This window comes from Pseudobacter sp., from assembly GCF_051955275.1.
Taxonomy (GTDB): Bacteria; Bacteroidota; Bacteroidia; order Chitinophagales; family Chitinophagaceae; genus Pseudobacter.
This window is the reverse complement of sequence record NZ_JBQCGW010000192.1, coordinates 1-26,378: the sequence shown is the minus strand read 5'-3', so window position 1 is coordinate 26,378 and position 26,378 is coordinate 1. Positions and strand designations below refer to the sequence as shown.

Genomic DNA, 26,378 nt, shown 5'->3' with positions numbered 1-26,378 from the left:
ACTATTGGAATATTTGATGCAGGAGCTTACTGAATTCAGGATCCTGCATCAGGTGAGTATGTATGTGTTGAAGTTGCTGTTTCTGTTGCTGTCTGGCCTGGTAGCGGATCAGCCGGTAGGTACATTGCTGCAAAACCATTTGTTCATAGAGCTCCGGTTCCGTAAGCAGCCTCACCGTGAAACCGGCTTTCTCAGTCTCCGTCATCCTGTTGAACAGATAACGCTCCGTAGTCTCCATATCAAGCAAAGGCTTCCGCATACAGGGGAGAGGATTTTAGTTGTTCACGGAGTTTTTCCAGGCATTTGAACTTCTGCACGGTGGCCGACCGGGCGGAAGAAAAATGAAATTGTGATGCGATCTCCTGCATGGACTGCTGATCATAATAAAACGCCTGTAACAGTTCCATGCATTTCTTGCCGGCCGTTTTCAGGAACTCGTTGAGGTGGTTGGTGACCAGGTATTCCAACTGCCGGTCCTCTTCATAATACATTATTTCTTCGCTGGATGCATCCAGCGAATGTACAGGGAGCTGATTTCTGAACTGCCGGTACCAGAGATTGCGGACGATCCCGGTCAGGTACGCCGTTTCAGAACTGTTAATTTCCAGCGTGCCCGAACGGCGTTTCTCAAAATAGATGATCAGTGCATCGTGAAAAAGGTCCCGGGCAAGGTCCAGGTCGCCCCCCAGGTTGCGCACCACTAAAGCCACGCGGGGAAAGGATTCCCGGTAGATCCTCAACATTTCCTGTTCTGAAATTGTTGCCATAAAAGAACGGGGTTTTACCTGTTTGTGCCGGAATTGGAGACAGGATCACCCAAAAGGTAAAAAAATAGTTTCATCCGGCCCGCAAAACCATTTTTTATTAACTTGCGCCTATGCAACAATACCTGGACTTACTTCGCCTCATCCTCGATAAGGGCGTGTCCAAATCTGACCGGACGGGAACCGGCACTACCAGTTATTTTGGTTACCAGATGCGGTTTGACCTCAGTGAGGGCTTTCCCATGGTGACCACCAAGAAACTGCACCTCAAGAGTATCATCTATGAGCTCCTCTGGTTCCTCCAGGGAGATACCAATATTAAATACCTCAAAGATCATGGCGTCAGCATCTGGGACGAATGGGCTGATGAGAACGGAGACCTTGGACCTGTGTACGGCAAACAGTGGAGAAGCTGGGCCGGGGCCGATGGCAAGAAGTTCGACCAGATCCAGGATGTACTGAAACAGCTGAAGAACAATCCTGACAGCAGAAGGATCATCGTTAGCGCGTGGAATGTTGCGGAACTGCCTGAAATGGCGCTCATGCCCTGCCATGCCCTCTTCCAGTTTTACGTGGAGCCGGCAACTGAAGGCGGAAAGCCGAAGCTCAGCTGCCAGCTGTACCAGCGCTCAGCCGATGTATTCCTGGGAGTACCTTTCAATACAGCCTCTTATGCCCTGCTCACCATGATGGTGGCCCAGGTTTGCGATATGGAACCAGGCATTTTTGTGCATACCTTCGGGGATGTGCATCTGTATAATAACCACCGGGAACAGGCCCTGCTTCAACTGAGCAGAACACCCTATCCATTACCGGTGATGAAGCTGAACCCTGCGGTGAAGGACCTGTATGCATTTACATTTGAAGACTTTACCCTGGAAAACTACCAGAGCCACCCGGGCATCAAGGCCCCCGTTGCCGTGTAGTTCAATGTCTAAAGAAAGGATATGACCATTTCATTTGCCGTTGCGGCTTCAGAAAATAATGTGATCGGGAAGGATAACCAGCTGCTCTGGAGCCTGCCCAACGATATGAAGTTCTTCAAGAACACCACCTGGGGCATGCCGGTGATCATGGGACGAAAAACCTATGATTCCCTGGGCAAACCGCTCAAAGGCAGGACCAATATCGTGATCACCCGGCAACATGACTGGACCGCAGATGACGTCATAGTTACATCCAGTCTTGAAGAAGCCATCAAAGCAGCCGCAGATACCGATGCCAATGAGGCCTTTGTGATCGGGGGAGGAGAGATCTTCAGGCAGGCATTGCCGCTTACTACCAAAATTGTGCTCACCCGGGTGCATACCGTAATTGAAGGAGATGCTTTTTTTCCCGAACTTGATCCAGGTACCTGGGAAATGGAATGGCACCAGGATCACGAGGCCGACGAAAAACATGCATACGCGTATAGTTTCCAGATCTGGCGAAGACGGCCAGGCCGATAAAAAATTTCAACCACCACTACGTACCTTACTTATGAGAACAAAATGCAAAACCTTACCTTTCCATTACCAGCCAATCCATCACCTGTACAATAACCCCGCCTGCTCTACCGGTTATTAAGAGAATCCACTAATACAATATTGTATCAATTATTAGTAAGTTTTGCATGTATTCCCGCTGGAAATTAGCACAGAAATATATCCGTTATTATCTCACCGCCATGAACGGAAAAGGGCATGGTGTGCATTCCCCATTCGTATTCGAGTTCATCACCCATGTGCTCAATGATTCCAGACATTATCCGGCTTACGATAAAGTGGAAGCGCGGCGACAGGAATTACTGGCAGAAAAGGCCGTGATTGAAGTGGAAGACCTGGGCGCAGGCTCCGTGGTTTCCAAAACCCACTCGCGCAGTATCGCCTCCATCGCCAGGCATGCGGCCAAGCCGCCCAGGTATGCCCAGTTGCTGTACAGGCTGGTGAACTATTATCAGCCCGAAACCATCATGGAGCTGGGAACTTCACTGGGTATCTCCACCGCCTATATGGCCCTGGCCAACCCCCATGCCTACGTGATAACCGGAGAGGGCAGTAATGCCATTGCCGCCGAGGCCATCCTCAATTTCAACGAGCTCAACCTGCCATTCATAGAACTGGTGGAAGGGAACTTTGATACCACGCTGAAGGAGATGCTGAACAGTATGCCCGTGGTTGACATGGCATTCATCGATGGCAATCACCGGAAGGAACCCACCCTCCGCTATTTTGATCAGATACTGCCACATACACATAATTTTTCCATGATTGTGTTGGACGATATCCACTGGAGCGAAGAAATGGAAGCTGCCTGGGAAACCATCAAACAGCATCCGCAGGTGCGAATGAGCATCGACCTGTTTTTCGTGGGGATCGTTTTCTTCCGGGAAGAATTCAAAGTGAAACAACATTTTACCATACGTTTTTAGGCGGATTTTTCACTATCTTGAACCCATAACTGAGGAATATGACGATCGGAATTTTAAAAGAACCGGCCGCTGAAACCCGTGTTTCCCTGCTGCCAGAAGCGGTAGCCACACTCACAAAAAAGGGCATCACGGTACTCACAGAACAGGGCGCCGGAGAAAAGGCATACAGCCAGGATGAAGATTATGTACAGGCGGGCGCCCAGGTGAAATCCCGCCAGGATGTGATCCGCGACTCGGATCTGCTCCTCGCCATCCACCCCCTGCAAGACAGTATCCCCTCCAAAGTGATCATCGGTGTTTACCAGCCGCTCTTTACCCAGGCCGCCATGCAGCAATGGGCAACTGCAGGCGTAACCACTTTCAGTCTGGATATGCTGCCCCGCACCACCCGCGCGCAAAGCATGGACGTGCTCAGCTCCCAGGCCAATATCGCCGGCTACAAAGCAGTACTGCTGGCTGCGAATAGCTATGGCCGTTACTTCCCTATGTTCATGACCGCTGCAGGAAGCATCGCTCCTGCAAAGATCCTGATCCTCGGTGCCGGTGTGGCAGGCCTGCAGGCCATCGCCACGGCCAGAAGACTCGGGGCAGTAGTGGAAGTTTTCGATACCCGCCCCGCCGTGAAAGAAGAAGTGATGAGCCTTGGCGCCAAATTCATTGAGGTGGATGGAGCAGCCGACGCCAGCAAGGCAGGCGGATATGCCGTTGAACAGTCGGATGATTACAAAAAGAAACAAACCGAACGCATTGCGCAGAGCATTGCCAAAACAGATATCGTGATCACTACCGCACAGATCCCCGGAAAGAAAGCCCCCATCCTCATTACAGCCGAAATGCTTTCCTCCATGCGCAATGGTTCTGTGGTGATTGACCTGGCAGCTGCCACCGGGGGTAATACTCCCGTTACCAAAAACAACGAGACCGTTCAGTACAAGGGCGTGAGCATCATCGGCAACAGTAACCTCCAGGCTACCATGCCATCCGATGCCAGCAAACTGTACGGGAAAAATATACTCAACTTCCTGCAACTGATTATCTCCAAAGAAGGGGCGCTCAACCTCAACTGGGAAGATGACCTGGTGAAGGGAGCCTGCATCACGCATGGCGGACAGGTGGTTCACGAAAGAGTAAAAGTTTCAAACTAATAAACGAATCGAGATATGGAATCAGTCTTTAACTGGATCGCCATCAATCAGCAGATCATCTACATAGTGATCCTGATGGTGTTTGTGGGCATCGAAGTGATCGGCCGTGTTCCCAGCGTATTGCATACACCGCTGATGAGTGGCGCCAATGCCATCCATGGTGTGGTGATCATCGGCGCCATCATTGTGATGGGCAAGGCGGAAACCGATAACTACATAGCACTGATCCTCGGCTTCCTGGCCGTGGTACTCGGTACACTCAACGTAGTGGGAGGGTTTGTGGTCACAGACAGGATGCTGGAAATGTTCAAGAATAAAAAAGCGCAGAAGTAGATTAGTTAACACCGAATTGGAAATACATGCTGGATATAAACATACTCAGTCTTATTTACCTGATAGCTTCCGTTACATTCATCGTGGGCCTCAAAATGCTGAGTCACCCTGCCTCTGCCCGCAAAGGCAACCTGGTAGCGGCTTTCGGTATGGGACTCGCCATCGTGGGAACTATCTTTTTATATCGCGACGATGAAGGCAACAAACTTCATAACTACGCGTGGATCTTCGGCGGTCTCCTGGTAGGAGGTATCATTGGTACGCTCTCCGCCAAAAAGATCAAGATGACGGCCATGCCCGAAATGGTGAGCCTCTTCAATGGAATGGGCGGCGCCTGTGCGGCCCTGATCTCCATGATAGAGTTCCAGCATTTTGCCAATCACAATTATGTGGAAGCAACCATCGCCCAGTCCTATGAGGCAGGAGCGGTAGTGGAAGAAGCAGTTCTGAGTCGAGGCGTGCCCATCGAAACCCTGCTCACCATCTTTGCCGGCCTGGTGATCGGCACCGTTTCCTTTGCAGGAAGCATGATCGCCTGGGGCAAGCTGAATGGTAAGATCAAAGACTTTTCCTTTAAAGGACAGCATATCGTAAACCTGTTACTGCTCACCCTCACACTGGCGCTTTCCGCTTACCTGATAGTGGTGGTGGCTACAGCGGTAGACAGGCCCGATCCCGAATCTGATGTACAGATCGTGAAAGAGCTCGGTTCTACGCCACTGTTACTCTTCTATGCAACATTCGGACTGGCACTTGTGTATGGTATCTTCTTCGTGATGCCGATCGGCGGTGCGGATATGCCCGTGGTGATCTCATTGCTCAACTCATTTACCGGTGTGGCAGCTGCCTGCGGCGGCTTCCTTTACAATAACAATGTAATGCTCACCGGTGGTATCCTGGTAGGCGCTGCAGGTACCCTGCTGACCATCCTCATGTGTAAAGCCATGAACCGTTCTCTCAAGAACGTGCTCATCGGTTCCTTTGGTGGCGGTGCAAAACCCGGTGGCGGCGGTTCCAATAAAGACCAGGGCACTTACAAGGAAGTTACACTCAGTGATGCGGCAGTACTGATGAGTTATGCCAATAAAGTGATGATCGTTCCAGGCTATGGCCTGGCCGTGGCGCAGGCGCAACATGCCTGTCATGAACTGGAAAAATTACTCGAAAGCAAGGGAGTGACAGTTAAATACGCGATCCACCCCGTTGCCGGCCGCATGCCCGGGCATATGAACGTGCTCCTGGCAGAAGCGGATGTGAGTTATGATAAACTGGAGGAAATGGAACAGGCCAATGAAGAATTCCCCACAACCGATGTGGTGCTGATCCTCGGTGCCAATGATGTGGTGAACCCGGCGGCCAAAACAGATCCTTCTTCGCCGATCTACGGAATGCCCATCCTGGATGTGGAGCTGGCCAAAAATGTGATCGTGAATAAGCGCAGTATGAAACCTGGCTATGCCGGAATTGAGAATGATCTTTTCTTCCAACCTAAAACATCCATGTTGTTTGGCGATGCCAAAAAAGTGTTGCAGGATCTGATCGGTGAGATCAAAAATTTATAATGGGGAGTGAAAAGGAATTACCGGTTGCGTTACTGCAATCGCTGGAAGGAGTGCCCGGCTTTCACCGGCAAGCATTTGAAGCCATTCACCGCTCAGGTGAACAGGTGACTTCTGTAAGGATCAATCCTGCCAAGGCTGCTGAAGCAGCCCGGGGGATCGAAAGTTTCAAAACAACATTACCGTTCAGCTCGGCCATTCCATGGACGCAGCAGGGATACTACCTTACGGAGCGTCCCTTCTTCACCTTCGATCCATTGCTCCACGCCGGCGCATATTATGTGCAGGAAGCAAGCAGCATGTTTGTTGAACAGGCCATGCGTCAAACGCTCGATCTTTCCGTAAAGCTGCGAGTGCTGGATGGCTGTGCCGCTCCTGGGGGTAAGAGTACCCACCTGCAATCACTCATTTCGGCAGAAAGCCTGCTGGTGAGCAATGAAGTGATCAAAACACGCGCATCCATTCTGGAAGAGAACCTGGTGAAATGGGGGGGAATGAATGTGATGGTCACCAATAATGATCCTGCTGATTTCAGCAAGCTTGAAAATTTCTTTGATGTGATGGTAATAGATGCGCCCTGCAGTGGAAGTGGCCTCTTCAGAAGAGAACCCGAAGCCATCGGGGAGTGGAGCCCGCATTCCGTGCAGCTCTGCAGCCAGCGCCAGCAGCGGATCCTGGCCGATTATTACCCGGCTCTTGCCGACGGAGGCACCCTGATCTATTCAACCTGTTCTTATTCCAAAGAAGAAGACGAGCAGATCCTCGACTGGCTCCTGCAGAACTTTGAACTGGATTCCCTGCCGCTGCAGTTACAGAAAGAATGGGGGATCGTTGAAGTGCAATCGCCGGAACGCAGGGGATATGGTTACCGCTTCTTTCCTGATCAGGTAAAGGGCGAAGGATTTTTCCTGGCCGCTTTCCGGAAAAAGGATGGGGGCGATTTCCATTACCGCCCGTCGAAGAAACCCAAATTACAGAAAGCATCCAAAGCAGAGACCGCGGCCGTGATGCCCTGGCTGAAGCCCGGTGCAGACGTTAGCATCTGGAAACAGCAGGAACAGTTACTCGCATTCCCGGCATTATTGGAACAGGAATTGCTGGTGGTTGCTGATCATTTATATATCCGCCATGCTGGTGTTACCATCGGTAAACTGGCGGGGCAGCAACTGGTGCCGGACCATGCACTGGCATTGAGCACGCTGCTGAAGACTTCAACTGTTGCGGTATCGTTAAAAAAGGAAGATGCCCTGCAATATTTGAGAAAGGAACAAGTTATTTTACAGGACGCTCCCACCGGATGGGCATTGGTAAAATATGAAAATCTGCCGTTAGGCTGGGTGAAAGTCCTGCCGAACAGGGTAAACAATTATTATCCATCCAACTGGAGAATCCTGAAAAGCGGAAGCAATTAAAATATTCTACATTTGCACGGTTACGAAACAAGCAAGCTATGACAAGCATCAGCCGAATTCTTTTGATCTGTGGTCTTTTATTGGTTCAATTCGTGTCTGCTCAGAGCCCGCTGATAGTGCAGGGCGCTACGCCGCAGCTGTACCTTACCCATAAGGTGGCTGCCAAAGAGAACTGGTACAGTGTAGGCAGGATCTATAACCAGAGCCCTAAAGAAATGGCGCCTTTCAACGGGTTGCAACTGGAGAAACCGCTGGCTATCGGTCAGACCCTGAAAGTGCCTTTGACTGATATGAACTATAGCCTGGATGGGTCCAAAGCTGCTGATGAAGTGCTGGTGCCCGTGCATTATGTGGTGCAGGACAAAGAATGGATGTACCGTATTTCCATCGGTCATAATAAAGTTCCTATCCCCAACCTGGAGAAATGGAACAATGTAACCAATGATCAGCTCAAAGCCGGTATGAAACTGATTGTGGGATACCTGAAAGTGAAAACAGGACAAAGCCCGCTGACAGCCATCGCTACCAATAAACCGGTGACCGGCGCAGCGCCTGCTCCTGTAGCTCAAACAACAACTCCACCGGCAAACCAGCCAGCTACAACACCTGCAAAAGATGTGGCTGTCACCAATCCTCCGGCCAGCAAACCTGTTGAGCCTGTGGTACAGCCTGCTCCCAAACCAGCAGAAGTGAAGGAAGAGCCCAAACCTGTTACTCCCGTGGCCACCGAGCCCGCTCCCAATACCAGTTCACCCGCCAGTTTCAAAGGCGGTTATTTCAAAAGGGATTTCAAAGGATCAGATAAAGGAACTGCCGGTAATGCCGCTATCTTCCGCAGCAATAGCGGATGGAAAGATGGTAAATACTATGCGCTGATGAACAATGTGCCGGTAGGAACAATCATCAAAGTAACTTTCTCCAGCACCAATAAATCCGTATACGCCAAAGTACTGGGACAAATGCCAGAAATGAAAGAGAATATCGGGCTGAACATCCGTATCAGCGACGCCGCAGCATCTGAGCTGGGCGCCACTATCGGAAAGTTCTACGTGAATGTGGAGTATTGATCAAAACCTGAACCCTCTCAGGAAATCCTCCACCATCATCCTCTTTTTCCCCTCCAGCTGCAATTCCAGCACATGGATATAACCATCCTTTGCCGCGAATTTCAAAAAGGTCTTGTGATCTGTCAGTACTGATCCCGGCTCAATCGAAGGCGCTTCATGCTCTTTCTTTGCCTGGAAGATTTTCAGCGTTTTATCCTGCAGGTACGTAAAAGCAGCAGGGTAGGGAGCTAATCCACGGATCAGGTTATACACCTGGTCTACCGGTAACGTCCACTCGATTTTCTGCGTTTCCGTAAATATTTTAGGAGCATGTTTCAGTTCCACGTCTCCCGCCGCTTCTGCCTGTGGAACAGGGCGGATACTGCCTTCCGCAAGTTGCTGCACTGTGCGGACCAATACTTCCGCTCCGATATTTTTCATGGTATCATGCACATCCCCTGCAGTATCTGTTTCACTGATCGCGAATTTCTCCTGCAGCAGGATATTACCAGTATCGATAGCATGCTGTAACTGGAAAGTGGTAACACCGGTATATTTTTCTCCGTTGATCACGGCCCAGTTGATAGGGGCTGCCCCACGGTACTGAGGCAGCAATGATCCGTGCAGGTTGAGCGTGCCCATCGGCGGCATATCCCAGACCATCTCCGGCAGCATACGGAATGCCACTACGATCTGTATGTCTGCCTGCAACGCCCGAAGCGCCTCTATGAACTGCGGATCGCGGAGCTTTTCCGGCTGGAGGATATTGAGCCCTCTTTCAGCTGCATATTTTTTAACAGCGCTTTCAGTGAGTTTCATACCGCGGCCTGCTGGTTTATCAGGCGCAGTAACTACTCCCACAATATTGCCTCCTGCCTGCACCAGCGCATCCAGTGAGGCTACGGCAAATTCCGGGGTGCCCATGAATACGATGCGGAGGTCTTTGAATGATTTGCTCATGAAAATATTTTAAGATCAGAAATCCTGGTACAACAGGTATTTTTTACGGATGGCTTTGAATGTTGTAAGTGCCGGTTCCCAGCTGGCGCGGATCTCAGCTTCGGATTTGCCTTCTTTCAACTGGCGTTGCAGGTCGGCATTGCCCGCCAGTTTGTTGAAGAAATTTCCATTGGTCAGAAAGAAGGAATCCTTCTGCGGAAACTGCCTGTATGCTTCGAGTAACCATTGCAGTTGGATCCTGTTATCGACTTTCTCCAATATCTCTTCATTTGTGCCATCGAGCTTCCATCCATAACAAAGCTGATCTTTCAACTTGGGGCTGGTGGCACCTGGCATACTGCGTGGTGTAAAGCTGAAAAGTGTTTTGGGCAGTGAAGGATGGCCGAATGTACGGAATGGCATTTCCGTTCCCCGGCCCTCGCTCAGTACGGTGCCTTCAAAAAAGCAGGTACTGGGATAGCAGTAGATGCTATTAATATCAGGCAGGTTGGGAGAGGGTTTTACCGGCAGCTCATATTTCACGGAATGATTGTACCCGGAGCAGGGAACGATCATCATTTTCTTCGGATTCTTATTGTGCTCAAAAAGTCTGATATTATCCTGACCAAGCAGTTGGTAAACAAGCAGGTTTTTCAGTGTGAAATTCCCTTTCAGCCATTTTTCTCCAATCAGCATCAGTGCATATTCTCCGATGGTCATTCCGTACACGATCGGTACAGGCTGCATGCCCACAAAAGAACGGAAGGCAGTATCCAGTACGGGACCATCTACATAAAAGGCATTGGGATTGGGCCTGTCAAGTATCAACAGGGGCTTTTGATTCTCAAATGCCGCGATCATATATTCTTCCAGGGAAGAGATATAAGTGTAGAACCTTGTACCCACGTCCTGAATATCGAAGATCATCAGGTCTACGTTCTTAAGGTCTTCTGCCGAAGGTCTTCTTTTGGAACCATATAACGATACCACGGGAATGCCGGTGGCCCTGTCTGTGTAATTGCTCACTTTCTCCCCCGCATCGGCAGTACCCCGGAAGCCATGTTCCGGCCCGAACACTACAGAGATGGTAATGCCGCGTTTGTGCAGGGTGTCCACCAGGTTCTGCCCACCGACCATGGAAGTATGATTGGCGAAAACAGCGATGCGTTTACCTTTCAGCAATGGCAGGAATTCCTCCAGCCTGTCGGCCCCCGTTTGTGGTGTATCCTCACTCAGGGCTGAAAGCGGAGGATAGCTGGTATAACCATATTTTCCTGCTGCTTTCCTGTTGGCACAGGCATAACCGCTGGTGGCGATAACTCCGGCCAGCAGGGCCCAGACTAATCTTTTCATATAATTCTGATTTCAGATTCCGGCCTCAAATATAGGCCAAACCGCCGGTGCAGCTGCCATTATACAGCCTGAAATGCCGGCTAATTCTGATTTGGCAAGGCCCGGGATTTCCTGTTACTTTGTAGCTATACCTTTAAAAAAATACTGTTATGCAACAAGCTAAAAGCGGCGATACTGTAAAAGTGCATTACCATGGACGTTTGACCGATGGAACCACTTTCGACTCTTCAGAAGGAAGGGAGCCATTGGAGTTCGAGGTAGGTACCGGATCAGTGATTGCCGGGTTCGACCAGGGAGTTGAAGGGATGAGCATCGGTGAAAAGAAAACTATCAATATTCCGGTTGAACAGGCTTATGGTCCAAAAGATCCGGGAATGATCGTTGAGTTTCCGATCGCTAATTTTCCGCCTGATATGAAACCAGAAGTAGGCATGCACCTGAATATGACTAACGGTGCCGGACAAGTGATCCCTGTTGTAATTACAGGTGTTGCTGCTGACGTGGTTACCCTGGATGCCAACCATCCGCTGGCTGGTCAGGACCTCATCTTCGATATCGAACTCGTAGAGATCGGTGGTGGCGCTTCCCGCATCATTATGCCCTAAGCATCTTTGTGGAATGCTGCAATAAATCATAGTAAAAACCCGGTATTGACAAATACCGGGTTTTTTTATACTTTGGCACCAAAGAATTAATCCCTATGAAAGCCCTTAAAAAGCTGAGCATCGCTTTGTGCATATGCTTCACCACGTCCGCCGCATTTTCCCAGGACACAGTCACTATTGCCCGCAACGCAAAATTCTATGCAGACAGCATGGTGCGTTCTTACTTCTACGAGAACTGGGAACCTTTCATTCAACTGACCAATTATTCAGCCATCAAGTATTACGGGGGGAAAGACCAGTACAAGGAGCATTTCAAAACACTGTACTATCACAATGAGCCCAACAAGGAAACAGACAGGCCCGAGCAGGTGACCATGGTAACCCTCATGAACAAGGGCACCGATGAATGGCAGTGCGTACTGGAAAAAGTCCGGTATACAAAGATGGAAGAAAGAAAATGCCGCATTTATTCCTACCTGGTAGGACAATCCAAAGACGAAGGCGAAACCTGGAAGTTTGTGGATGCCGGTCAGAATTCAGAAAAGAATATCATTTACATCTTCCCGGATATCTTCGGCACCCTGGCCATTCCTGAATACAGGGTGGTGTATGAAGATGTGGAAGCCGCAGAACTGGCCAGCAAAGAACGCGCTGAAGCGGAAGCCAGGGCCAAAGCCAATGCTCCTAAAAAAGCAGTCACCAAAAAGAAGAAATAAAAAAGAAATTTACACTGCCGCCGCCTTCCTTTTTTCGAAGGCCAGATACATCAGGAGGATCGCTGTAAGTAATAACATGGTTGCTATCAGCGATCCTTCAAACCCAAACGCAGCACCGGTCAGCAAAGGATTGCCACTCATTTCAAGCTCCAGGATCTGCGGCAGCCGCAGTCCGCTCACTTCATACCCTAATACTGGTCCCTGAAAGAAATTCCATCCGAAATGGAATAAGATCCCAAACCACAGGTTTCTTGTGTAGATATAATTCAAGCCAAGCAATACGCCCGCCAGCACCAGGTTCAGCATGGATACTCCATTGATGCCGGTATTACTGATATGCGCCAGCGCAAATAATATTGCCGATACCAGCAAGGCATACCACTTGTTGCCGGCTTCCAGCAGGTTACCCAGTATATAACCACGGAATACCAGCTCTTCTGCAAAAACAGCCAGGATCAGTACAGGGAGTGCTATAAAGAAAGGACCGGCATCGAATGAATAATCGAGCCAGTGGAGGTTTCCATTAAAATACAATAACAGGGTGCCGCAACCGAGCAGGGCCATGGAGAGCAGCAGTCCGATATAACCGTCTTTCGAAAAAGGAAGCAAGCCCAGGCTGAGGATCGAACGCCTGTCTGCATACCGCCTGAAAACCGCTACCAGCGCAACACTGATCAATGAACTGAAACTGATCAGCACCAGCATGGTATTGACATTGAGCGTCATTTTCAGCACGCCCGGAAGGATCAGCGTTACCGCGGCAATGCTCATGGCCACCACACAAACAATATAAGCGATCAGGAAAAGCAGCACCCTGGTCCAGGCACCGCCAATAGCGGGTAATCGTTCCTTCATCTGTCAGTAATTATATATCTTGCCAAAAATACAATTCCATGTTCGATAAGTATTCATTTACCGTTCGGGAAAAATTCCTGCACTATGTAACCATCGATACCCAGAGCGACCCGCATTCAAAAACTTCTCCCAGCACGGAAAAGCAATTCACGCTGAGCCGCCTGCTGGCAAAGGAACTGCAGGCCATGGGCATTACCGATGCAGCAGTGGACCCCTACGGTTATGTATACGCTACCATTCCTTCCAACACGGAGAAAGACGTTCCTGTGATCTGTTTCTGTTCCCATGTGGATACAGCACCGGACTGCACAGGGGCCAATGTAAAGCCCATCGTTCATGAGAATTATACCGGCGCAGACATCGTGCTGCCCGATGATCCCACACAGGTGATCACCACTGCAGAGCATCCCTATCTTGCTGAAAAGATCGGAGAGGATATCATCACCGCCTCCGGGACCACCCTGCTGGGAGCCGACGATAAAGCCGGTGTGGCCATCATCATGGATATGGCCAATTACCTGGTAACACATCCTGAGGTAAAGCATGGTGCCATCCGCATCCTGTTCACCACAGATGAGGAGATCGGCAGGGGAGTGGATAATGTGGATATTCAGAAACTCGGCGCAAAGTTCGGTTATACATTGGATGCAGGTGAACGTGGTGTGGTGGAAGATGAAACCTTTTCCGCGGATGCCATCACTTTTACATTTCATGGTATCAGCGCCCATCCGGGATATGGAAAAGATAAACTGGTGAATGCCATCAAAGTGGCTTCAGCATTCATTGACAGCCTCCCCAAAGATGAACTGAGCCCCGAAACAACTGATGGCCGTTACGGCTTCGTGCACCCTGTGCATATCGAAGGGATAGGTGAAAAGGTAACGGTGGAATTCATCCTGCGCGATTTCTACACCAATAAACTGGCCGCTTATGCGGATTATCTGCGCGACAAAGCTGAGTCTGCCTTACAACGTTTTCCCGGCTCAAAGGTGGATGTACAGGTACGTGAGCAGTACCGTAATATGAAAGAAGTACTGGATCAGCATCCTGAAGTGGCTGAATATGCAAAACAGGCAGTAGTGCGCGCCGGCATGGAAGTGATTGCCAGCAGTGCAAGGGGAGGAACAGATGGGTCAAGACTGAGCTTTATGGGGCTTCCCTGTCCGAACCTTTTCACCGGTGAAATGGCTTTTCACGGCAAGCACGAGTATGTGAGTGTACAGGACATGCAGAAGGCGGTTGAAATGACCGTTCACCTGGCTGCTATCTGGGAAGAGAACGCTTAGTTTCGATATCGGCTATGATCTTACTGGCATGCACACGCGAATTTTCAATGAACCATACATGCGTGTTCATGCCGCCGCATACAACGCCTGCCAGGTAAAGGCCCGGCATATTCGATTCCATAGTATCCGCATTATAAGCCGGTTGCAGCATGGCATCTTCCGAGAGTGTTACGCCGCTTTGCTTCAGCAGCTGAAAGTCGGGCTGGTAGCCGGTCATGGCGATCACATAATCATTGGGGATGGTCACAACTCCATCCGGGGTTTGTATATCGATCTCCGTTTCCCTGACTTCTTTCAGGGTGGAATTGAAATAAGCTTTGATGGTTCCCTCTTTGATCCGGTTCTCGATATCCGGTTTCACCCAGTATTTCACGCGTTTGCCGATCATATCTTCCCGTATGATCATGGTTACCGTTGCGCCTTTGCGATAGGTTTCCAGGGCAGCATCCACGGCAGAATTGTTGGCGCCAACCACGGCCACCTGCTGCATGGCGTAGAAATGCGGGTCCTTGTAATAGTGTGTCACCTTGGGCAGGGATTCGCCGGGAACATGCATCAGCACGGGGATATCGTAAAATCCGGTGGCGAGGATGATGAAGCGGCAATGATAAATGCCCTTTGAGCTGGTAACGGAATAACCGTTCTCTCCCCGGGTGATGGCCGTTACTTTTTCCTGGAGGCGGATCTTCAGCTGGTTGGAAGTGGCCACACGGCGGTAATACTCCAGTGCTTCGGGCCTGGTAGGCTTCACATTATTGGAAACAAAGGGAATGCCTCCGATCTCGATCTTCTCGGAAGTGGAGAAGAAGGTCATATTACTGGGATAATTGTACAGTGAATTCACCAGGCATCCCTTTTCGAGAATGCAGTAATCCAGCCCTGCCTTAGCCGCTTCCAACGCACAGGCAAGCCCGATAGGGCCTCCGCCGATAATGATGAGGTCTAGCTGATTCTCCATAGCCGCTTGAGTTATTCCAAAGATACCCACCCACTCCTTTCTGTGATCAAAAAACTGTATTTTGGCACAAATTTTCCCTTATGCAACTATTCCTTGTGCAGTACTGGTGGGTAATTCTGCTTATACTGCTCGTTTTCACCGGGCTGAAAACCATTAACCAGGGTTATGTAGGTGTGATCACCATGTTCGGTAAATACCGCCGCGTGATCAGGCCCGGTCTTAACCTCCTGATTCCTTTCCTTGAGCAGATCACCCGTAAGGTGAGTGTTCAGAACCGTTCCGTTGAAATGGAATTCCAGGCCGTGACTGCCGATCAGGCCAACGTATATTTCAAGAGCATGCTGTTGTATGCCGTGCAGAATGACGATGAGGAAACCATCAAGAAAGTGGCATTCAAATTCCTCAGTGAGCGCGATCTGATGCAGGCCCTCACGCGCACCATCGAAGGGACTATCCGTTCTTTTGTTGCAACCAAGCGCCAGGCGGAGATCCTGGGACTGCGCAAGGAGATCGTTGAATACGTAAAAGAACAGATCGATCACCTGCTGGAAGAATGGGGTTATCACCTGCTCGACCTGCAGATCAACGATATCACATTCGATAAAGTGATCCTTGATTCCATGAGCAAGGTGGTAGCCAGTAATAACCTGAAAGCAGCCGCTGAGAATGAAGGACAGGCATTGCTGATCACTAAAACAAAATCGGCTGAGGCTGAGGGTAACGCCATCAAGATCGCTGCTGAAGCTGAAAGACAGGCTGCACAGCTGCGTGGCCAGGGTGTGGCACTGTTCCGTGAAGAAGTGGCCAAGGGTATGAGCCAGGCTGCCGAACAGATGAAGCAGGCCAACCTGGATACCAATGTGATCCTCTTCAGTATGTGGACGGAAGCCATCAAGAACTTTGCTGAAGTAGGCAAAGGCAATATCATCTTCCTCGATGGCAGCAGCGAAGGCATGCAGAAAACCATGGGACAGATCATGGGCATGCTGCAGATGAAAGGCGGATCCAATCAGTAGATCATAACAATCTTTTAAGAAATATATAAACGGGTGCAATCGTTTTAGGCACGCATTTGTTTACATTTACAGCTAAATTAAAACTGGATGAACTGGTTCTTCTTACAGATCGGGCCTGCTGCTGACACGGTGAATAAGGCTGTGGGCGCAGTTACCGAAGCCTCTCAATCAATGAATGTGATGGACATGCTCACCAAGGGTGGGCCGCTGATGCTCCCGCTCGCTTTATTGTTCGTACTGGCCATCTTCTTCTTTTTTGAGCGTCTGATTTCCATTCGCAAAGCCAGCAATATCGATCCCAATTTCATGAACATCATCCGCGACAATATCCTCAGTGGTAACGTGCAGGCTGCGCGTTCACTCGCGAAGAATACACCCAACCCTGTGGCCAGGATGATCGACAAAGGATTGCAGCGCATCGGTAAACCCATCGACGCCATCGAAAAAAGCATGGAGAACGTGGGTAAACTGGAAGTGTACAAAATGGAGAAGAACCTGTCTGTTTTATCACTCGTATACGGTATCGCACCGATGTTCGGGTTCCTTGGAACCATCTTCGGTATGTTGCAGTTGTTCTACAATATCAATGCATCCGGTGATTTCACTCCTGCCCAGATCGCAGGGGGGATCTACACCAAGATGATCACTTCGGCTTCCGGTCTGATCATTGGTCTGCTCGCGTATGTGGGATACAATTTCCTGAATGCGCAGATAGACAAAAATGTGAACAGGATGGAATCCTCCAGTGCGGAGTTCATCGATATTTTGCAGGAGCCTACGCGCTAATGCTGACTGAAAAAACAACAGCTCATGAATGTTAGAAGAAGATTACGACAACACCAGGAATTACATGCGGGAGCGTTGAACGATATCCTGTTCATCCTGCTGTTCTTCTTCCTGATCGTATCTACTATCGCCAATCCGAATATCGTTAAGGTAAACAATCCCAAAGGCACCAAAGACACCAAGGCAAAACAGCATATCACCGTCAGCATCGATAAGAACCAGCAGTATTTCCTGGGCACGAAGATGATCGACCCCCTGCTGATCGATACCGTGGTGAAGGCCGAGATCATGAAGTTCAAAACGCATGTGGATACACCCGTAGTGGTGATCAATGCCGATACTTCTGCGTATTTCGGGGAGGTTTTCCGGATCATGCGCCTTGCCTCGAAGTCAGGCGCCAAAACAGTGGCTAACGTGAAGTAAGCTCTGCTGCTTTTATCATCCGCTCTTTATTCTGCATATCTTTCCTGACCGCCGCCCTGCCGAAACCTTTTTCCTGAAAGAGCGCCAGGGTGGCGGATCCCAGGTCTTCATGGATCTCCGCATATACGGCACCGTTATCATTCAGTTTCTGTAAAGCCAGGTTGGCGATCGCTTCGTAGAAAGTCAGTGGATCGTTGTTGCTCACAAAGAGGGCAAGATGGGGCTCATGTTCCAGCACGTTGGCGTGCATGGTGGATTTATCTTTTTCCGGGATATAAGGTGGGTTGGAAACGATGATATCAACGCCTGGAAGTGTTGACCAAAGCTCCTGGTACAGGATATCCTGCTGCAGAAAATGGATAGCCGCATCCAGGTCTTTCGCGTTTCTGCGCGCCACTTCCAGTGCGCCTTCGCTCACATCACAACTATATACTGTGGCCTGCGGCAATGCTTTTTTCAGTGAGATGGGAATACAGCCGCTGCCCGTGCCGATATCCAGGATAGTGAGGGCCTCAGTATCTTTGTGCTCTTCAATGATCCACTCCACCAGTTCCTCCGTTTCAGGGCGGGGGATCAGCACATTTTCGTTTACATAGAAGCGTAAGCCATGGAACCAGGCTTCCTCCAGTACATACTGAACAGGCCGGTGGCGCAGCAGATCGGGAATATAGTCCATTAAACGGCCCTCCTGCTCTGCGTTCAAAGGTTCATGGGCCTTCACCAGCCTGGCGCTCCTGCCCAGACCGGTCAGCGATTCCAGTACCCAGTCAGTGATATTGGCCGCTTCGCGGGGATCGTAGATGGTGCTGAGTTTTGTTTGCAGTGATTGCCTGGCCTCCTGTATGGTCATGGAACAAAGTTAGGGTGTGCGCAGCCGCTCGCCTCCCGGCGAGTGACTTTTATTTCGTCGCCTCCCGGCGACACAGTGTTCGCCGGAGGCGAACCGCTGCACCCCGCATGAGCGGAAACCGTTATATTTGCACGCATCATCCAATCATCCCCCTTAATTTTTGATGTTGAACCTTGGCGATCCATCCATACTGGTGCATGAACCATTCATGCGGCGCTGCCTCGAACTGGCCGTTCTGGGTGCAGGGCATGTTGCGCCCAATCCCATGGTTGGCGCTGTGCTGGTGCACCAGGGACGCATCATCGGGGAAGGTTACCACCAACAATATGGGCAGCCACATGCGGAGGTGAACTGCATCAATTCCGTAAAGGAAGAAGACAGGACATTCATCAGCCAGTCGGTGATATACGTGAGCCTGGAACCCTGTGCGCATTTCGGGAAAACCCCACCCTGCGCCGATCTGCTCATCAAACACCAAATACAGCGGGTAGTGGTGGGCTGCCGCGATCCCTTTCCCGAAGTGGATGGAAAAGGCATCGAAAAAATGCGCGCCGCCGGCATCGATGTGATCGTAGGTGTTTGTGAAGAAGATGCCCGCGCCCTCAACAAGAGATTCTTTACTTACCATACCGCCTTCAGGCCTTATGTGACCCTCAAGTGGGCGCAGACAGCCGATGGTTTCATTTCAGGCATTCCCGGAGAAAGACTGTTGATCAGCTCGGAGCTCACCAACCGTTCTGTACATCGCTGGCGCTCGGAAGAAGCCGGTATCCTGGTTGGCACCAATACTGCACTGCAGGATGACCCTCAACTCAATGCCCGCCTCTGGACCGGGCCCGATCCCATCAGGCTGGTACTTGACCTTGACCTGCGATTGCCGGACACCCTGCAACTGTTCAACGGTGGGGCAAAGACCATCGTGTTCAATGCCAGTAAAAATGCCGAAGAACACGGTATCAGGTATGTGCAGATCAACAGGAAACAAGACCTGGTGCCTCAGATCCTGCAATCACTTTACCAGCTGCGCATCAATAGCGTACTGGTGGAAGGTGGAGCTGTACTGCTGCAATCCTTTATCGATGCAGGGTACTGGGACGAGGCCCGGATCATCACCAACACCGCGCTCACAGCAGGTACCGGGTTACCCGCGCCCAGGCTGCTGATGGCGGATGAAGTGGTAACAGAACAAATTCAAACAGATTTAATTCAGGTCTTTTCAAGACCGCTGGCTTCATTATGACAACAATGACTGAGCAAGATTTTTATAGCACCATCGAGAAATCAGGCATCGCGGAATTCAAAGACCGCGGAAGTAAATTCGTCGCTTATGCATTCCCGATAGCCTCGGTAGATGACTTCAAAAAAAGGCTTGAAGATGTAAAGAAAGATCATCCCAAAGCCACTCACCATTGTTTTGCCTACCGGCTTGGCACTGATAAAAATACCTATCGCGTCAGCGATGACGGCGAACCCTCCGGCACGGCCGGTAAGCCGATCCTCGGGCAGATCGACAGCAAACAGATCACAGATACGCTCATCATTGTAGTGCGGTACTTCGGTGGAACCTTGCTGGGCGTACCCGGCCTGATCAATGCTTACAAAAGCGCGGCTTCCATGGTGCTGCAGGTAACACCCTTCATTCAGAAAGCCATCGAAGCCAATTACACGCTCACGTTTGATTATACGATGATGAATGACGTGATGATGATCGTAAAACAACTCAACTGCACCGTGATAGAACAGGAGGCCATGCTGTTCTGCAAACTGGTGATCGGTGTGCCGAAAGCCAGGCTCGAAGAGGCATTGTACCGGTTCGGGGATATCAGGGGCGTGGAAGTGAAGAAGAATAGTTAGTTACCTGATCGCCCTGCTCAGTTGCTTCAAGGTCAAATACATGATTCCCATCATCACTGAATAACACAATACCATTCCCCAGGCATACCTGTTTTCCACAGGATGCACCAGCATATCCAGTATATCAGCCATCAATACAAAGGGATTGCTCACAATGTCCCAGGTATTGAAACGGAGAAATCTTCCGATATATACGCCCCAGGCATTGAGGAACATCACAGGCACGATAAACCACCAACCACTGATCTTTGGTGCACGCTCCTGAAGGATCTTCTCCATCTGTCTTACACTCAGCACACCCAGCAGCAATCCATTCCAGGCACAGCTCAGGATCAGCGCCAGATCATACCAGCGTGGCATATTGGGGGTACTGCCCAGATGGAAAAGGTCGGTGATAATATAAAACGAGTTAGGCATCCAGAACAACCAGAGCAGGAACACAAGAATGAACCTGAACCGGCTGGCCGTCAACGCCGGGTTCTTACTGATGGTGCGTGTAATAAAATAAGGGAGTGCGCCCAGGAAAATATTCCAGATCAGGAATACATAAGTGAGTGTTCCCGTATAAACCATCCTGGCCATGATCAGCGCCACACTGAACAGTACAGACAGGACGAGCGTTTTATCAATTTCCCGGTTGCTTACTGCAGGCCGGATATTGATGGCCGTTATATTGGTGCTCATAATAATTCAATGATTTTAGGAATGAAAACAATTGCGCCGGCTACTACCGCCGTTACAGCCGATACCAGTACAGCCCCGGCCGCCAGGTCTTTGATCACCCCTATCCGGGGATCCTGTTCCGTAGATAAATAATCCATGATCCGCTCTATGCAGGTATTCAGGATCTCGGTCACCCATACAAAACCCATGGCAAAACAAATCACCACCCATTCCCAGGACTGTATCTCCAACAGGAAACCAGCTATGGCCACCACTACCGTAGCTACCAGGTGCACCCGCGCATTGTGCTCATACCGCAGGAGATTGCGCAACCCTTTGAAGGCATAACCAAAACTGTCTGTCCGCGCACGGAGTGAGAACTTTTCGTTGGTCATATTCTTTCTTTTAATGCTTTCTTTGTTGAAAAGCGCTTTGTAATACAAAGTATAGGCGCTAAAAAATAGATCCCTTGCGGATCCTGGCTGATCAATTCAGCAGAACAAAGAAAAGATCTTTTTCCGGAATTCCATCATAAAACGAAACGGGCGCTCCAGATTTAACATTTGGGCGCCCGTTCCTAATGGTATGAATTGCTTTTATTTTTTGAACCGGTCGCTCACCACCAGGTCTTTACTGCCTGCCGTGTATTTGTAGAAACCTTCACCTGTCTTGGCGCCGAGGTATCCGGCTGTGACCATATTGGTGAGTAGGGGGCAGGGGGCATACTTGGGGTTGCCGAAGCCATCGTGCAGTACATTGAGAATGGAGTAACATACGTCCAGTCCAATGAAATCCGCCAGTTGCAATGGTCCCATAGGATGCGCCATACCGAGCTTCATCACCGTATCGATCTCTTCCACACCGGCTACACCTTCATACAGGCTGTAGATGGCTTCGTTGATCATCGGCATCAGAATGCGGTTGGCAATAAAACCGGGATAATCGTTCACCACGCAGGGAACCTTGCCCAGTTGCTTGCTCAGGGCTACGATCAGCTCTGTAACGGATGCTTCAGTGGCATATCCATTGATGATCTCCACCAGCTTCATCACCGGCACGGGATTCATGAAGTGCATGCCGATCACTTTCTTCGGCCTTTTTGTAACCGCAGCGATCTTAGTGATGGAAATGGAAGAAGTATTGGTGGCCAGGATCGCGTCCGGGTGGGCGCATTCATCCAGCTGTTTGAAGATCTTAAGTTTTAGATCCACGTTCTCGGTAGCGGCTTCCACTACCAGTTCGGCTTTGACAACACCTGCTGAGAGGTCATTGAAAGTAACGATCCTGCCCAGGGCTTCGCTCTTCTGCTCCTCAGTAGCGCTGCCTTTGGCTATCTGACGGTCGAAGTTCTTTCCGATTGTCTGTAATGCTTTTTCAAGCTGGGCCTGATTTACATCAATGAGGTTCACTTTAAAACCACCTTGCGCAAATACGTGCGCAATGCCATTGCCCATAGTGCCCGCGCCTATGACGGCTACCTGTTGTAGAGACATAACTGTTTTTTTAATATGCTGTTAAGTACAAGCGGGGCAAATATAACCGAAAAACTAACAGTTATTTGTTTTTGAAATCTCCTCTTTTCCAGGCATTCACAAATTCAGACCAGGCAAAGGGATTGAAGATATTCTGGGGTGGGGCCTGACCGTAATAATAATAACGGCTGGCATTGTTGCGGAGTGTCATATTAGTGGCTTCACGGCCATCCGAAGGGAGGGCCTTGGCCAGGATCCGGCGCTTTGTTTCATCATTGTTCTGACGAGCTATCTCGTAGGCATCTGCCGGAATATCGATATTCACAAAGTCCCTTTCAAACTGCTCTTTGGTAGGACGGGGCTTGATAATAGTTACAGGAAGATAATCGGCATCGATCACCAGCAACTGGATCATGCTGTACTGGTTGCCTTCGATATTACGGGGAATATCCACCAGTTTGGCCTTATAGCCGATGGATGAAAACTCGATCTGGTCGCCTTTCATCACCACAATCGAAAACACACCCTGGTCGTTACTCACGGTACCACGGTTCTGACCTTTTACTACAATACTCACGGAAGGGATACCTTTCAGACTGTCGGCCGTCATCACAATTCCATATAACTGAACTACGGAATCTTTCAGTTTCTCAAATTGGGCCTTTGCCGCAAAAGGAGCGATAATGCTGACTACCAACAGGATTAGTAAATGTCTTTTCATGCGGTTCAAATATACAGACAATGAGTAAAATAGAGTCAACAAAATACCCATGTTAATGGTTAATTTTGCAGCCAATTGATTCTTTTAACAAAATAACTAGACGTAATGACCCCGGAGAAAATATTGCAGGCATTGAGCAACGTACAGGAGCCTGATCTTGGTAAAGACATTGTGACACTTAACATGGTAAAGGATATTTCAATCGACGGGAATAAAGTTTCCTTTACCGTAGTGCTCACAACTCCGGCCTGCCCCATGAAAGACCTCATCCGTAATGCCTGCATAAATGCTGTGAAACTGCTGGTGAACAAGGAAGCAGTGGTTACCGTCAATTTTACTGCCAATACCAGCAGTACGCGCAAAGACACAAATGCAGTACTTCCGAAAGTGAAAAATATCATCGCAGTAGTGAGTGGAAAAGGTGGTGTGGGTAAGAGCACTGTTGCTGCCAACCTGGCGCTTGCTATCGCCAGCAGCGGAGCCTCCGTTGGTCTGATGGACGCCGATATTTACGGCCCAAGCGTTCCCATCATGTTTGGTGTGCGAGGACAACGCCCCATGATGCGCAGCGTACCGGGCAGAGAAAACGGAATGATCGTTCCCCTGGAAAAACACGGTATCCGCCTCATGAGCATCGGACTGCTGGTAGACGAAAAGAATGCCGTGGTTTGGCGCGGCCCCATGGCCAGCAGCGCCATCCGTCAGTTTGCAACCGATGTTGAATGGGATGAACTGGACTACCTGGTGATCGATATGCCCCCCGGAACCGGTGATATCCACCTCACCCTCATGCAGACCGTGCCCGTTACCGGCGTAGTGGTGGTTACCACGCCGCAGGAAGTGGCCCTGGCAGATGCCAAGAAAGGGATCGCCATGTTCGGACAGGCACAGATCAAAGTGCCCATCATCGGACTGGTGGAGAATATGAGCTATTTCACCCCGGCAGAACTGCCTGATAATAAATATTACATCTTCGGCAAGGAGGGTGGCAAGAAGCTTGCAGAGGAGTATGATATTCCCTTCCTCGGCCAGATCCCGCTGGTGCAAAGCATCCGCGAGGGTGGCGACAATGGAGTGCCTATCATGGTCAGCAATGATGAGATCACCAAGAGGGCCTTCATGGAGTTTGCAGCAAATGCCATCCGCAGTATCGCGATGCGCAATGCCAACCTCGCCGCTACCAGGGTTGTGGAAGTGATCGAATAGATTACTCACTTAAATATCCTGCTATGAAACTATGGATTCTTTCTTTATTATGCCTGTTCATCGTAGTGCTGGCAGCTCCTTCCTGTACAACGCATAGAACGGTAGTGGTTCAATCAAAACCTCTTCCGCCAGGTCAGGCAAAGAAGATCACCGGCTCGCAATCGGCAAAGCCCTATGCGCCCGGACAACGTAAGAAGCATTAGAACTGATGTACAACCTATCCGAATATGCAGAAAAGGATCCCGCCATACTGCGGACCTTCATGGAACAACATGCCTTTGCAACCCTGATCGGCAACGATGCCGGTGGTACGCCCGTAGCAACCCAGGTACCGTTACTGATCAGGCAGCACGGGGATGTCATTTCCCTTCTCGGTCATATCATGCGCAAGACCGATCACCACAAAGCATTCGAACAGAACCCACGTGTACTGGCGCTTTTCACCAGCCCACATACCTACGTGAGCCCAAGCTGGTACAGCAACCAACGCTCCGGCGGCACCTGGAACTATATTTCGGTACAGGCCCATGGCATCATGGAATTCACAGACGCAGACACACTCATAGAAATTCTCCGCGATACGCAGAATCTTTTTGAGAACGATCCTGCTTCGCCTTCCGTATTCGAGAACCTTTCACAGGAAGAATACGTGAAACCCCTGGCCAAAGCCATTGCCGGTTTTGAAATAAAGGTCACTAAACTGGATGGAACCTTCAAACTGAGCCAGAACCGGGATGAAGCCAGCTACCATAATATTGTGGCGCAACTGAAACAGGGGCATGCCGGTGCGCGATACATTGCGGAAGAAATGGAGAAACGCGCTTCACAATTATTTAAAAATGGATGATCAGCTTTATCCTGTAACATTGGAATATGAAGAAGATCGTTTACATATTTGCCGCTGTTGCCCTGGTACTGGCTGCAGGCTGTGCTTCACAGAAAAAAACAAACGTGCATTTACCTGTATTCGACGCTGAAGGCCATCGTGGCTGCCGCGGCATCATGCCCGAGAATACCATTCCCGCCATGCTGCACGCCCTCGATCTAAATATTACAACCCTCGAAATGGACGCAGTGATCACCAGTGATAGCCAGGTGATCCTCTCGCACGAGCCATTTTTCAATCACGCCATCACTACCAAACCTGATGGAAATGCAGTGAGCGAAGAAGAAGAGAAAGATCTGAACATCTTCAAAATGACCTACGCTGAAACGCAACGTTTTGATGTAGGCCTCAAGCCCAACCGGAGTTTTCCCAAACAACAGAAACTGGCCGCCACCAAACCCCTGCTCAGCGATGTGATCGCACAGGTGGAAGCAGCCGTAAAACAAAAAGGCCGTAAAGCGGTTTTCTATAATATCGAAACCAAATGCCAGCCAGCATCTGATAATATCTATCATCCCGCTCCCGAAGCATTTGTTGACCTGCTGATGGCCGTGATCAACAAGGCCGGTATTGCGGACCGCGTGATCATCCAGAGCTTTGATTTCCGTACCCTGAAAGTAATGCATGCCAGATATCCCAAAGTGATGACAGCTGCACTGGTGGAAGGCGAGAGCGAACGCAGCATGCAGCAACAACTGGATGAGCTGGGCTTCACTCCCACTATCTACAGCCCTCATTTCCGAAGTGTGAACAAGGCAATGGTGAACGAAGCGCATCAGCGCAATATGAAGATCGTTCCCTGGACGGTGAATGATAAGGAAGGAATTGAAAAGCTGAAAGCGCTGGGCGTGGATGGTATCATCTCCGATTACCCCGACTTATTCTGATTACTTACGCAGTGCCCGCAGAAAGGAGTGTGCCCAGTCGCTCGCCTCTGGCGAATGACGTCTATTTGTTCGCCTCCGGCGAACGCCGTATGGCCGGAGGGGACGGAATATAAGTCACTCGCGGGGACGCGAGCGACTGGGCACTGCGAAAGTAAAGTGGGGGGGGGGGGAAAAAAAAATAAAACCCCCACACCAATTTTTTTAAAAACCAATCTTTGGGGGGGTTTTTGAAC

The 26,378-nt window shown here is 50.0% G+C and carries 31 protein-coding genes; 20 read left to right on the top strand and 11 right to left on the bottom strand.

Annotated features, from left to right (window positions below; genetic code table 11):
• Window position 1: 1 nt before the first annotated feature.
• Window positions 2-259 (bottom strand): hypothetical protein, encoded by a 258-nt coding sequence (locus ACTHMC_RS16815; protein ID WP_440414771.1) that lies wholly within the window; start codon window positions 257-259, stop codon window positions 2-4.
• The gene (locus tag ACTHMC_RS16810) at window positions 240-767 is read right to left on the bottom strand and encodes an RNA polymerase sigma factor (RefSeq protein ID WP_440414770.1); all 528 of its coding nucleotides are present in this window, start codon (window positions 765-767) and stop codon (window positions 240-242) included. The genes ACTHMC_RS16815 and ACTHMC_RS16810 overlap by 20 nt, the downstream gene beginning before the upstream one ends.
• A gap of 110 nt (window positions 768-877) precedes the next feature.
• Here ACTHMC_RS16810 and ACTHMC_RS16805 point away from each other — a divergent pair, with 110 nt between their 5' ends.
• The 8 genes from ACTHMC_RS16805 (at window position 878) to ACTHMC_RS16770 (ending at window position 8,690) form a co-directional block, all read left to right on the top strand.
• A complete protein-coding gene (locus tag ACTHMC_RS16805; RefSeq protein WP_440414768.1) occupies window positions 878-1,690 on the top strand; it encodes a thymidylate synthase in 813 nt (270 codons plus the stop codon).
• A 21-nt stretch (window positions 1,691-1,711) separates the two neighbouring features.
• Window positions 1,712-2,212: a dihydrofolate reductase gene (locus tag ACTHMC_RS16800; RefSeq protein ID WP_440414766.1), complete on the top strand. Its 501-nt coding sequence runs from the start codon at window positions 1,712-1,714 to the stop codon at window positions 2,210-2,212.
• Window positions 2,213-2,376: 164 nt separating this feature from the next.
• Window positions 2,377-3,174, top strand: coding sequence for an O-methyltransferase (locus ACTHMC_RS16795; protein ID WP_440414764.1), 798 nt, complete (start codon window positions 2,377-2,379; stop codon window positions 3,172-3,174).
• A 38-nt stretch (window positions 3,175-3,212) separates the two neighbouring features.
• Entirely contained in the window at window positions 3,213-4,319 is a 1,107-nt protein-coding gene (locus tag ACTHMC_RS16790; RefSeq protein WP_440414763.1) for a Re/Si-specific NAD(P)(+) transhydrogenase subunit alpha, read from the top strand.
• Window positions 4,320-4,334: 15 nt separating this feature from the next.
• Complete coding sequence (locus ACTHMC_RS16785) at window positions 4,335-4,652, top strand: NAD(P) transhydrogenase subunit alpha (RefSeq protein WP_440414761.1); 318 nt, start codon at window positions 4,335-4,337, stop codon at window positions 4,650-4,652.
• Window positions 4,653-4,678: 26 nt separating this feature from the next.
• Window positions 4,679-6,214, top strand: coding sequence for an NAD(P)(+) transhydrogenase (Re/Si-specific) subunit beta (locus tag ACTHMC_RS16780; protein ID WP_440414760.1), 1,536 nt, complete (start codon window positions 4,679-4,681; stop codon window positions 6,212-6,214).
• Window positions 6,214-7,623 (top strand): methyltransferase RsmF C-terminal domain-like protein, encoded by a 1,410-nt coding sequence (locus ACTHMC_RS16775; RefSeq protein WP_440414758.1) that lies wholly within the window; start codon window positions 6,214-6,216, stop codon window positions 7,621-7,623. The genes ACTHMC_RS16780 and ACTHMC_RS16775 overlap by 1 nt, the downstream gene beginning before the upstream one ends.
• Window positions 7,624-7,661: 38 nt before the next feature.
• Window positions 7,662-8,690, top strand: a complete 1,029-nt coding sequence (locus ACTHMC_RS16770) for a LysM peptidoglycan-binding domain-containing protein (protein WP_440414756.1) — start codon at window positions 7,662-7,664, stop codon at window positions 8,688-8,690.
• Here ACTHMC_RS16770 and fmt read toward each other — a convergent pair whose 3' ends face one another.
• The gene (gene fmt, locus ACTHMC_RS16765; RefSeq protein WP_440414754.1) at window positions 8,691-9,629 is read right to left on the bottom strand and encodes a methionyl-tRNA formyltransferase; all 939 of its coding nucleotides are present in this window, start codon (window positions 9,627-9,629) and stop codon (window positions 8,691-8,693) included.
• A gap of 15 nt (window positions 9,630-9,644) precedes the next feature.
• Window positions 9,645-10,961: an exo-beta-N-acetylmuramidase NamZ family protein gene (locus ACTHMC_RS16760; RefSeq protein WP_440414753.1), complete on the bottom strand. Its 1,317-nt coding sequence runs from the start codon at window positions 10,959-10,961 to the stop codon at window positions 9,645-9,647.
• Window positions 10,962-11,110: 149 nt separating this feature from the next.
• Between ACTHMC_RS16760 and ACTHMC_RS16755 the strand changes: the two genes are divergently transcribed.
• Both ACTHMC_RS16755 and ACTHMC_RS16750 read left to right on the top strand, forming a co-directional pair.
• On the top strand, window positions 11,111-11,566 hold the full coding sequence (locus tag ACTHMC_RS16755) for an FKBP-type peptidyl-prolyl cis-trans isomerase (protein ID WP_440414751.1): 456 nt from the start codon (window positions 11,111-11,113) through the stop codon (window positions 11,564-11,566).
• 95 nt (window positions 11,567-11,661) lie between these two features.
• Entirely contained in the window at window positions 11,662-12,282 is a 621-nt protein-coding gene (locus tag ACTHMC_RS16750; RefSeq protein WP_440414749.1) for a hypothetical protein, read from the top strand.
• A 9-nt stretch (window positions 12,283-12,291) separates the two neighbouring features.
• On the opposite strand, the gene ACTHMC_RS16745 is transcribed toward ACTHMC_RS16750, so the two are convergent.
• Entirely contained in the window at window positions 12,292-13,137 is an 846-nt protein-coding gene (locus tag ACTHMC_RS16745) for a lysostaphin resistance A-like protein (protein WP_440414747.1), read from the bottom strand.
• Between the two features lie 38 nt (window positions 13,138-13,175).
• On the opposite strand from ACTHMC_RS16745, the gene pepT reads away from it, so the two are divergent.
• Window positions 13,176-14,423 carry a peptidase T gene (pepT, locus tag ACTHMC_RS16740; RefSeq protein WP_440414745.1) on the top strand — a complete coding sequence of 416 codons (1,248 nt, stop codon included), beginning with the start codon at window positions 13,176-13,178 and terminating at the stop codon, window positions 14,421-14,423.
• On the opposite strand, the gene ACTHMC_RS16735 is transcribed toward pepT, so the two are convergent.
• A complete protein-coding gene (locus ACTHMC_RS16735; protein ID WP_440414743.1) occupies window positions 14,401-15,381 on the bottom strand; it encodes a YpdA family putative bacillithiol disulfide reductase in 981 nt (326 codons plus the stop codon). The genes pepT and ACTHMC_RS16735 overlap by 23 nt on opposite strands.
• An 80-nt stretch (window positions 15,382-15,461) precedes the next feature.
• On the opposite strand from ACTHMC_RS16735, the gene ACTHMC_RS16730 reads away from it, so the two are divergent.
• From ACTHMC_RS16730 to ACTHMC_RS16720, 3 genes are all read left to right on the top strand, one after another.
• Window positions 15,462-16,397 carry an SPFH domain-containing protein gene (locus ACTHMC_RS16730; protein ID WP_440414741.1) on the top strand — a complete coding sequence of 312 codons (936 nt, stop codon included), beginning with the start codon at window positions 15,462-15,464 and terminating at the stop codon, window positions 16,395-16,397.
• An 87-nt stretch (window positions 16,398-16,484) separates the two neighbouring features.
• Entirely contained in the window at window positions 16,485-17,183 is a 699-nt protein-coding gene (locus tag ACTHMC_RS16725; RefSeq protein ID WP_440414739.1) for a MotA/TolQ/ExbB proton channel family protein, read from the top strand.
• 24 nt (window positions 17,184-17,207) lie between these two features.
• Complete coding sequence (locus tag ACTHMC_RS16720; RefSeq protein WP_440414738.1) at window positions 17,208-17,606, top strand: ExbD/TolR family protein; 399 nt, start codon at window positions 17,208-17,210, stop codon at window positions 17,604-17,606.
• On the opposite strand, the gene prmC is transcribed toward ACTHMC_RS16720, so the two are convergent.
• Complete coding sequence (gene prmC, locus ACTHMC_RS16715; RefSeq protein WP_440414737.1) at window positions 17,593-18,456, bottom strand: peptide chain release factor N(5)-glutamine methyltransferase; 864 nt, start codon at window positions 18,454-18,456, stop codon at window positions 17,593-17,595. The genes ACTHMC_RS16720 and prmC overlap by 14 nt on opposite strands.
• A gap of 163 nt (window positions 18,457-18,619) precedes the next feature.
• Between prmC and ribD the strand changes: the two genes are divergently transcribed.
• Both ribD and ACTHMC_RS16705 read left to right on the top strand, forming a co-directional pair.
• Entirely contained in the window at window positions 18,620-19,696 is a 1,077-nt protein-coding gene (gene ribD, locus ACTHMC_RS16710; RefSeq protein WP_440414801.1) for a bifunctional diaminohydroxyphosphoribosylaminopyrimidine deaminase/5-amino-6-(5-phosphoribosylamino)uracil reductase RibD, read from the top strand.
• A gap of 5 nt (window positions 19,697-19,701) precedes the next feature.
• Window positions 19,702-20,310, top strand: a complete 609-nt coding sequence (locus ACTHMC_RS16705) for an IMPACT family protein (RefSeq protein ID WP_440414735.1) — start codon at window positions 19,702-19,704, stop codon at window positions 20,308-20,310.
• Here the strand turns inward: ACTHMC_RS16705 and ACTHMC_RS16700 are convergent, their stop codons facing one another.
• The 4 genes from ACTHMC_RS16700 to ACTHMC_RS16685 all read right to left on the bottom strand — a co-directional run bounded on the left by ACTHMC_RS16700 (window position 20,311) and on the right by ACTHMC_RS16685 (window position 23,166).
• Entirely contained in the window at window positions 20,311-20,994 is a 684-nt protein-coding gene (locus tag ACTHMC_RS16700; RefSeq protein ID WP_440414734.1) for a DUF1361 domain-containing protein, read from the bottom strand.
• Window positions 20,991-21,368 (bottom strand): diacylglycerol kinase family protein, encoded by a 378-nt coding sequence (locus ACTHMC_RS16695; protein ID WP_440414733.1) that lies wholly within the window; start codon window positions 21,366-21,368, stop codon window positions 20,991-20,993. Before ACTHMC_RS16695 ends, ACTHMC_RS16700 begins: the two co-directional genes overlap by 4 nt.
• A 201-nt stretch (window positions 21,369-21,569) precedes the next feature.
• Window positions 21,570-22,466 carry a 3-hydroxybutyryl-CoA dehydrogenase gene (locus tag ACTHMC_RS16690; protein WP_440414732.1) on the bottom strand — a complete coding sequence of 299 codons (897 nt, stop codon included), beginning with the start codon at window positions 22,464-22,466 and terminating at the stop codon, window positions 21,570-21,572.
• Between the two features lie 61 nt (window positions 22,467-22,527).
• Entirely contained in the window at window positions 22,528-23,166 is a 639-nt protein-coding gene (locus tag ACTHMC_RS16685; RefSeq protein ID WP_440414730.1) for a carboxypeptidase-like regulatory domain-containing protein, read from the bottom strand.
• A gap of 105 nt (window positions 23,167-23,271) precedes the next feature.
• Between ACTHMC_RS16685 and ACTHMC_RS16680 the strand changes: the two genes are divergently transcribed.
• From ACTHMC_RS16680 to ACTHMC_RS16665, 4 genes are read left to right on the top strand one after another with little or no spacing between them, the layout of a single operon-like run.
• Complete coding sequence (locus tag ACTHMC_RS16680) at window positions 23,272-24,372, top strand: Mrp/NBP35 family ATP-binding protein (protein ID WP_440414729.1); 1,101 nt, start codon at window positions 23,272-23,274, stop codon at window positions 24,370-24,372.
• A 23-nt stretch (window positions 24,373-24,395) separates the two neighbouring features.
• Window positions 24,396-24,575: a hypothetical protein gene (locus tag ACTHMC_RS16675; protein WP_440414727.1), complete on the top strand. Its 180-nt coding sequence runs from the start codon at window positions 24,396-24,398 to the stop codon at window positions 24,573-24,575.
• A 5-nt stretch (window positions 24,576-24,580) separates the two neighbouring features.
• Window positions 24,581-25,219, top strand: coding sequence for an FMN-binding negative transcriptional regulator (locus ACTHMC_RS16670; RefSeq protein ID WP_440414726.1), 639 nt, complete (start codon window positions 24,581-24,583; stop codon window positions 25,217-25,219).
• Between the two features lie 26 nt (window positions 25,220-25,245).
• Complete coding sequence (locus ACTHMC_RS16665; protein ID WP_440414725.1) at window positions 25,246-26,145, top strand: glycerophosphodiester phosphodiesterase; 900 nt, start codon at window positions 25,246-25,248, stop codon at window positions 26,143-26,145.
• Window positions 26,146-26,378 lie beyond the last annotated feature (233 nt).

Bases quoted from the DNA above. Each gene is read 5' to 3' on its own strand.
- ACTHMC_RS16815 (WP_440414771.1), bottom strand. From the start codon at position 259: ATGCGGAAGCCTTTGCTTGATATGGAGACTACGGAGCGTTATCTGTTC.
- ACTHMC_RS16810 (WP_440414770.1), bottom strand. From the start codon at position 767: ATGGCAACAATTTCAGAACAGGAAATGTTGAGGATCTACCGGGAATCC.
- ACTHMC_RS16805 (WP_440414768.1), top strand. From the start codon at position 878: ATGCAACAATACCTGGACTTACTTCGCCTCATCCTCGATAAGGGCGTG.
- ACTHMC_RS16800 (WP_440414766.1), top strand. From the start codon at position 1,712: ATGACCATTTCATTTGCCGTTGCGGCTTCAGAAAATAATGTGATCGGG.
- ACTHMC_RS16795 (WP_440414764.1), top strand. From the start codon at position 2,377: ATGTATTCCCGCTGGAAATTAGCACAGAAATATATCCGTTATTATCTC.
- ACTHMC_RS16790 (WP_440414763.1), top strand. From the start codon at position 3,213: ATGACGATCGGAATTTTAAAAGAACCGGCCGCTGAAACCCGTGTTTCC.
- ACTHMC_RS16785 (WP_440414761.1), top strand. From the start codon at position 4,335: ATGGAATCAGTCTTTAACTGGATCGCCATCAATCAGCAGATCATCTAC.
- ACTHMC_RS16780 (WP_440414760.1), top strand. From the start codon at position 4,679: ATGCTGGATATAAACATACTCAGTCTTATTTACCTGATAGCTTCCGTT.
- ACTHMC_RS16775 (WP_440414758.1), top strand. From the start codon at position 6,214: ATGGGGAGTGAAAAGGAATTACCGGTTGCGTTACTGCAATCGCTGGAA.
- ACTHMC_RS16770 (WP_440414756.1), top strand. From the start codon at position 7,662: ATGACAAGCATCAGCCGAATTCTTTTGATCTGTGGTCTTTTATTGGTT.
- fmt (WP_440414754.1), bottom strand. From the start codon at position 9,629: ATGAGCAAATCATTCAAAGACCTCCGCATCGTATTCATGGGCACCCCG.
- ACTHMC_RS16760 (WP_440414753.1), bottom strand. From the start codon at position 10,961: ATGAAAAGATTAGTCTGGGCCCTGCTGGCCGGAGTTATCGCCACCAGC.
- ACTHMC_RS16755 (WP_440414751.1), top strand. From the start codon at position 11,111: ATGCAACAAGCTAAAAGCGGCGATACTGTAAAAGTGCATTACCATGGA.
- ACTHMC_RS16750 (WP_440414749.1), top strand. From the start codon at position 11,662: ATGAAAGCCCTTAAAAAGCTGAGCATCGCTTTGTGCATATGCTTCACC.
- ACTHMC_RS16745 (WP_440414747.1), bottom strand. From the start codon at position 13,137: ATGAAGGAACGATTACCCGCTATTGGCGGTGCCTGGACCAGGGTGCTG.
- pepT (WP_440414745.1), top strand. From the start codon at position 13,176: ATGTTCGATAAGTATTCATTTACCGTTCGGGAAAAATTCCTGCACTAT.
- ACTHMC_RS16735 (WP_440414743.1), bottom strand. From the start codon at position 15,381: ATGGAGAATCAGCTAGACCTCATCATTATCGGCGGAGGCCCTATCGGG.
- ACTHMC_RS16730 (WP_440414741.1), top strand. From the start codon at position 15,462: ATGCAACTATTCCTTGTGCAGTACTGGTGGGTAATTCTGCTTATACTG.
- ACTHMC_RS16725 (WP_440414739.1), top strand. From the start codon at position 16,485: ATGAACTGGTTCTTCTTACAGATCGGGCCTGCTGCTGACACGGTGAAT.
- ACTHMC_RS16720 (WP_440414738.1), top strand. From the start codon at position 17,208: ATGAATGTTAGAAGAAGATTACGACAACACCAGGAATTACATGCGGGA.
- prmC (WP_440414737.1), bottom strand. From the start codon at position 18,456: ATGACCATACAGGAGGCCAGGCAATCACTGCAAACAAAACTCAGCACC.
- ribD (WP_440414801.1), top strand. From the start codon at position 18,620: ATGTTGAACCTTGGCGATCCATCCATACTGGTGCATGAACCATTCATG.
- ACTHMC_RS16705 (WP_440414735.1), top strand. From the start codon at position 19,702: ATGACTGAGCAAGATTTTTATAGCACCATCGAGAAATCAGGCATCGCG.
- ACTHMC_RS16700 (WP_440414734.1), bottom strand. From the start codon at position 20,994: ATGAGCACCAATATAACGGCCATCAATATCCGGCCTGCAGTAAGCAAC.
- ACTHMC_RS16695 (WP_440414733.1), bottom strand. From the start codon at position 21,368: ATGACCAACGAAAAGTTCTCACTCCGTGCGCGGACAGACAGTTTTGGT.
- ACTHMC_RS16690 (WP_440414732.1), bottom strand. From the start codon at position 22,466: ATGTCTCTACAACAGGTAGCCGTCATAGGCGCGGGCACTATGGGCAAT.
- ACTHMC_RS16685 (WP_440414730.1), bottom strand. From the start codon at position 23,166: ATGAAAAGACATTTACTAATCCTGTTGGTAGTCAGCATTATCGCTCCT.
- ACTHMC_RS16680 (WP_440414729.1), top strand. From the start codon at position 23,272: ATGACCCCGGAGAAAATATTGCAGGCATTGAGCAACGTACAGGAGCCT.
- ACTHMC_RS16675 (WP_440414727.1), top strand. From the start codon at position 24,396: ATGAAACTATGGATTCTTTCTTTATTATGCCTGTTCATCGTAGTGCTG.
- ACTHMC_RS16670 (WP_440414726.1), top strand. From the start codon at position 24,581: ATGTACAACCTATCCGAATATGCAGAAAAGGATCCCGCCATACTGCGG.
- ACTHMC_RS16665 (WP_440414725.1), top strand. From the start codon at position 25,246: ATGAAGAAGATCGTTTACATATTTGCCGCTGTTGCCCTGGTACTGGCT.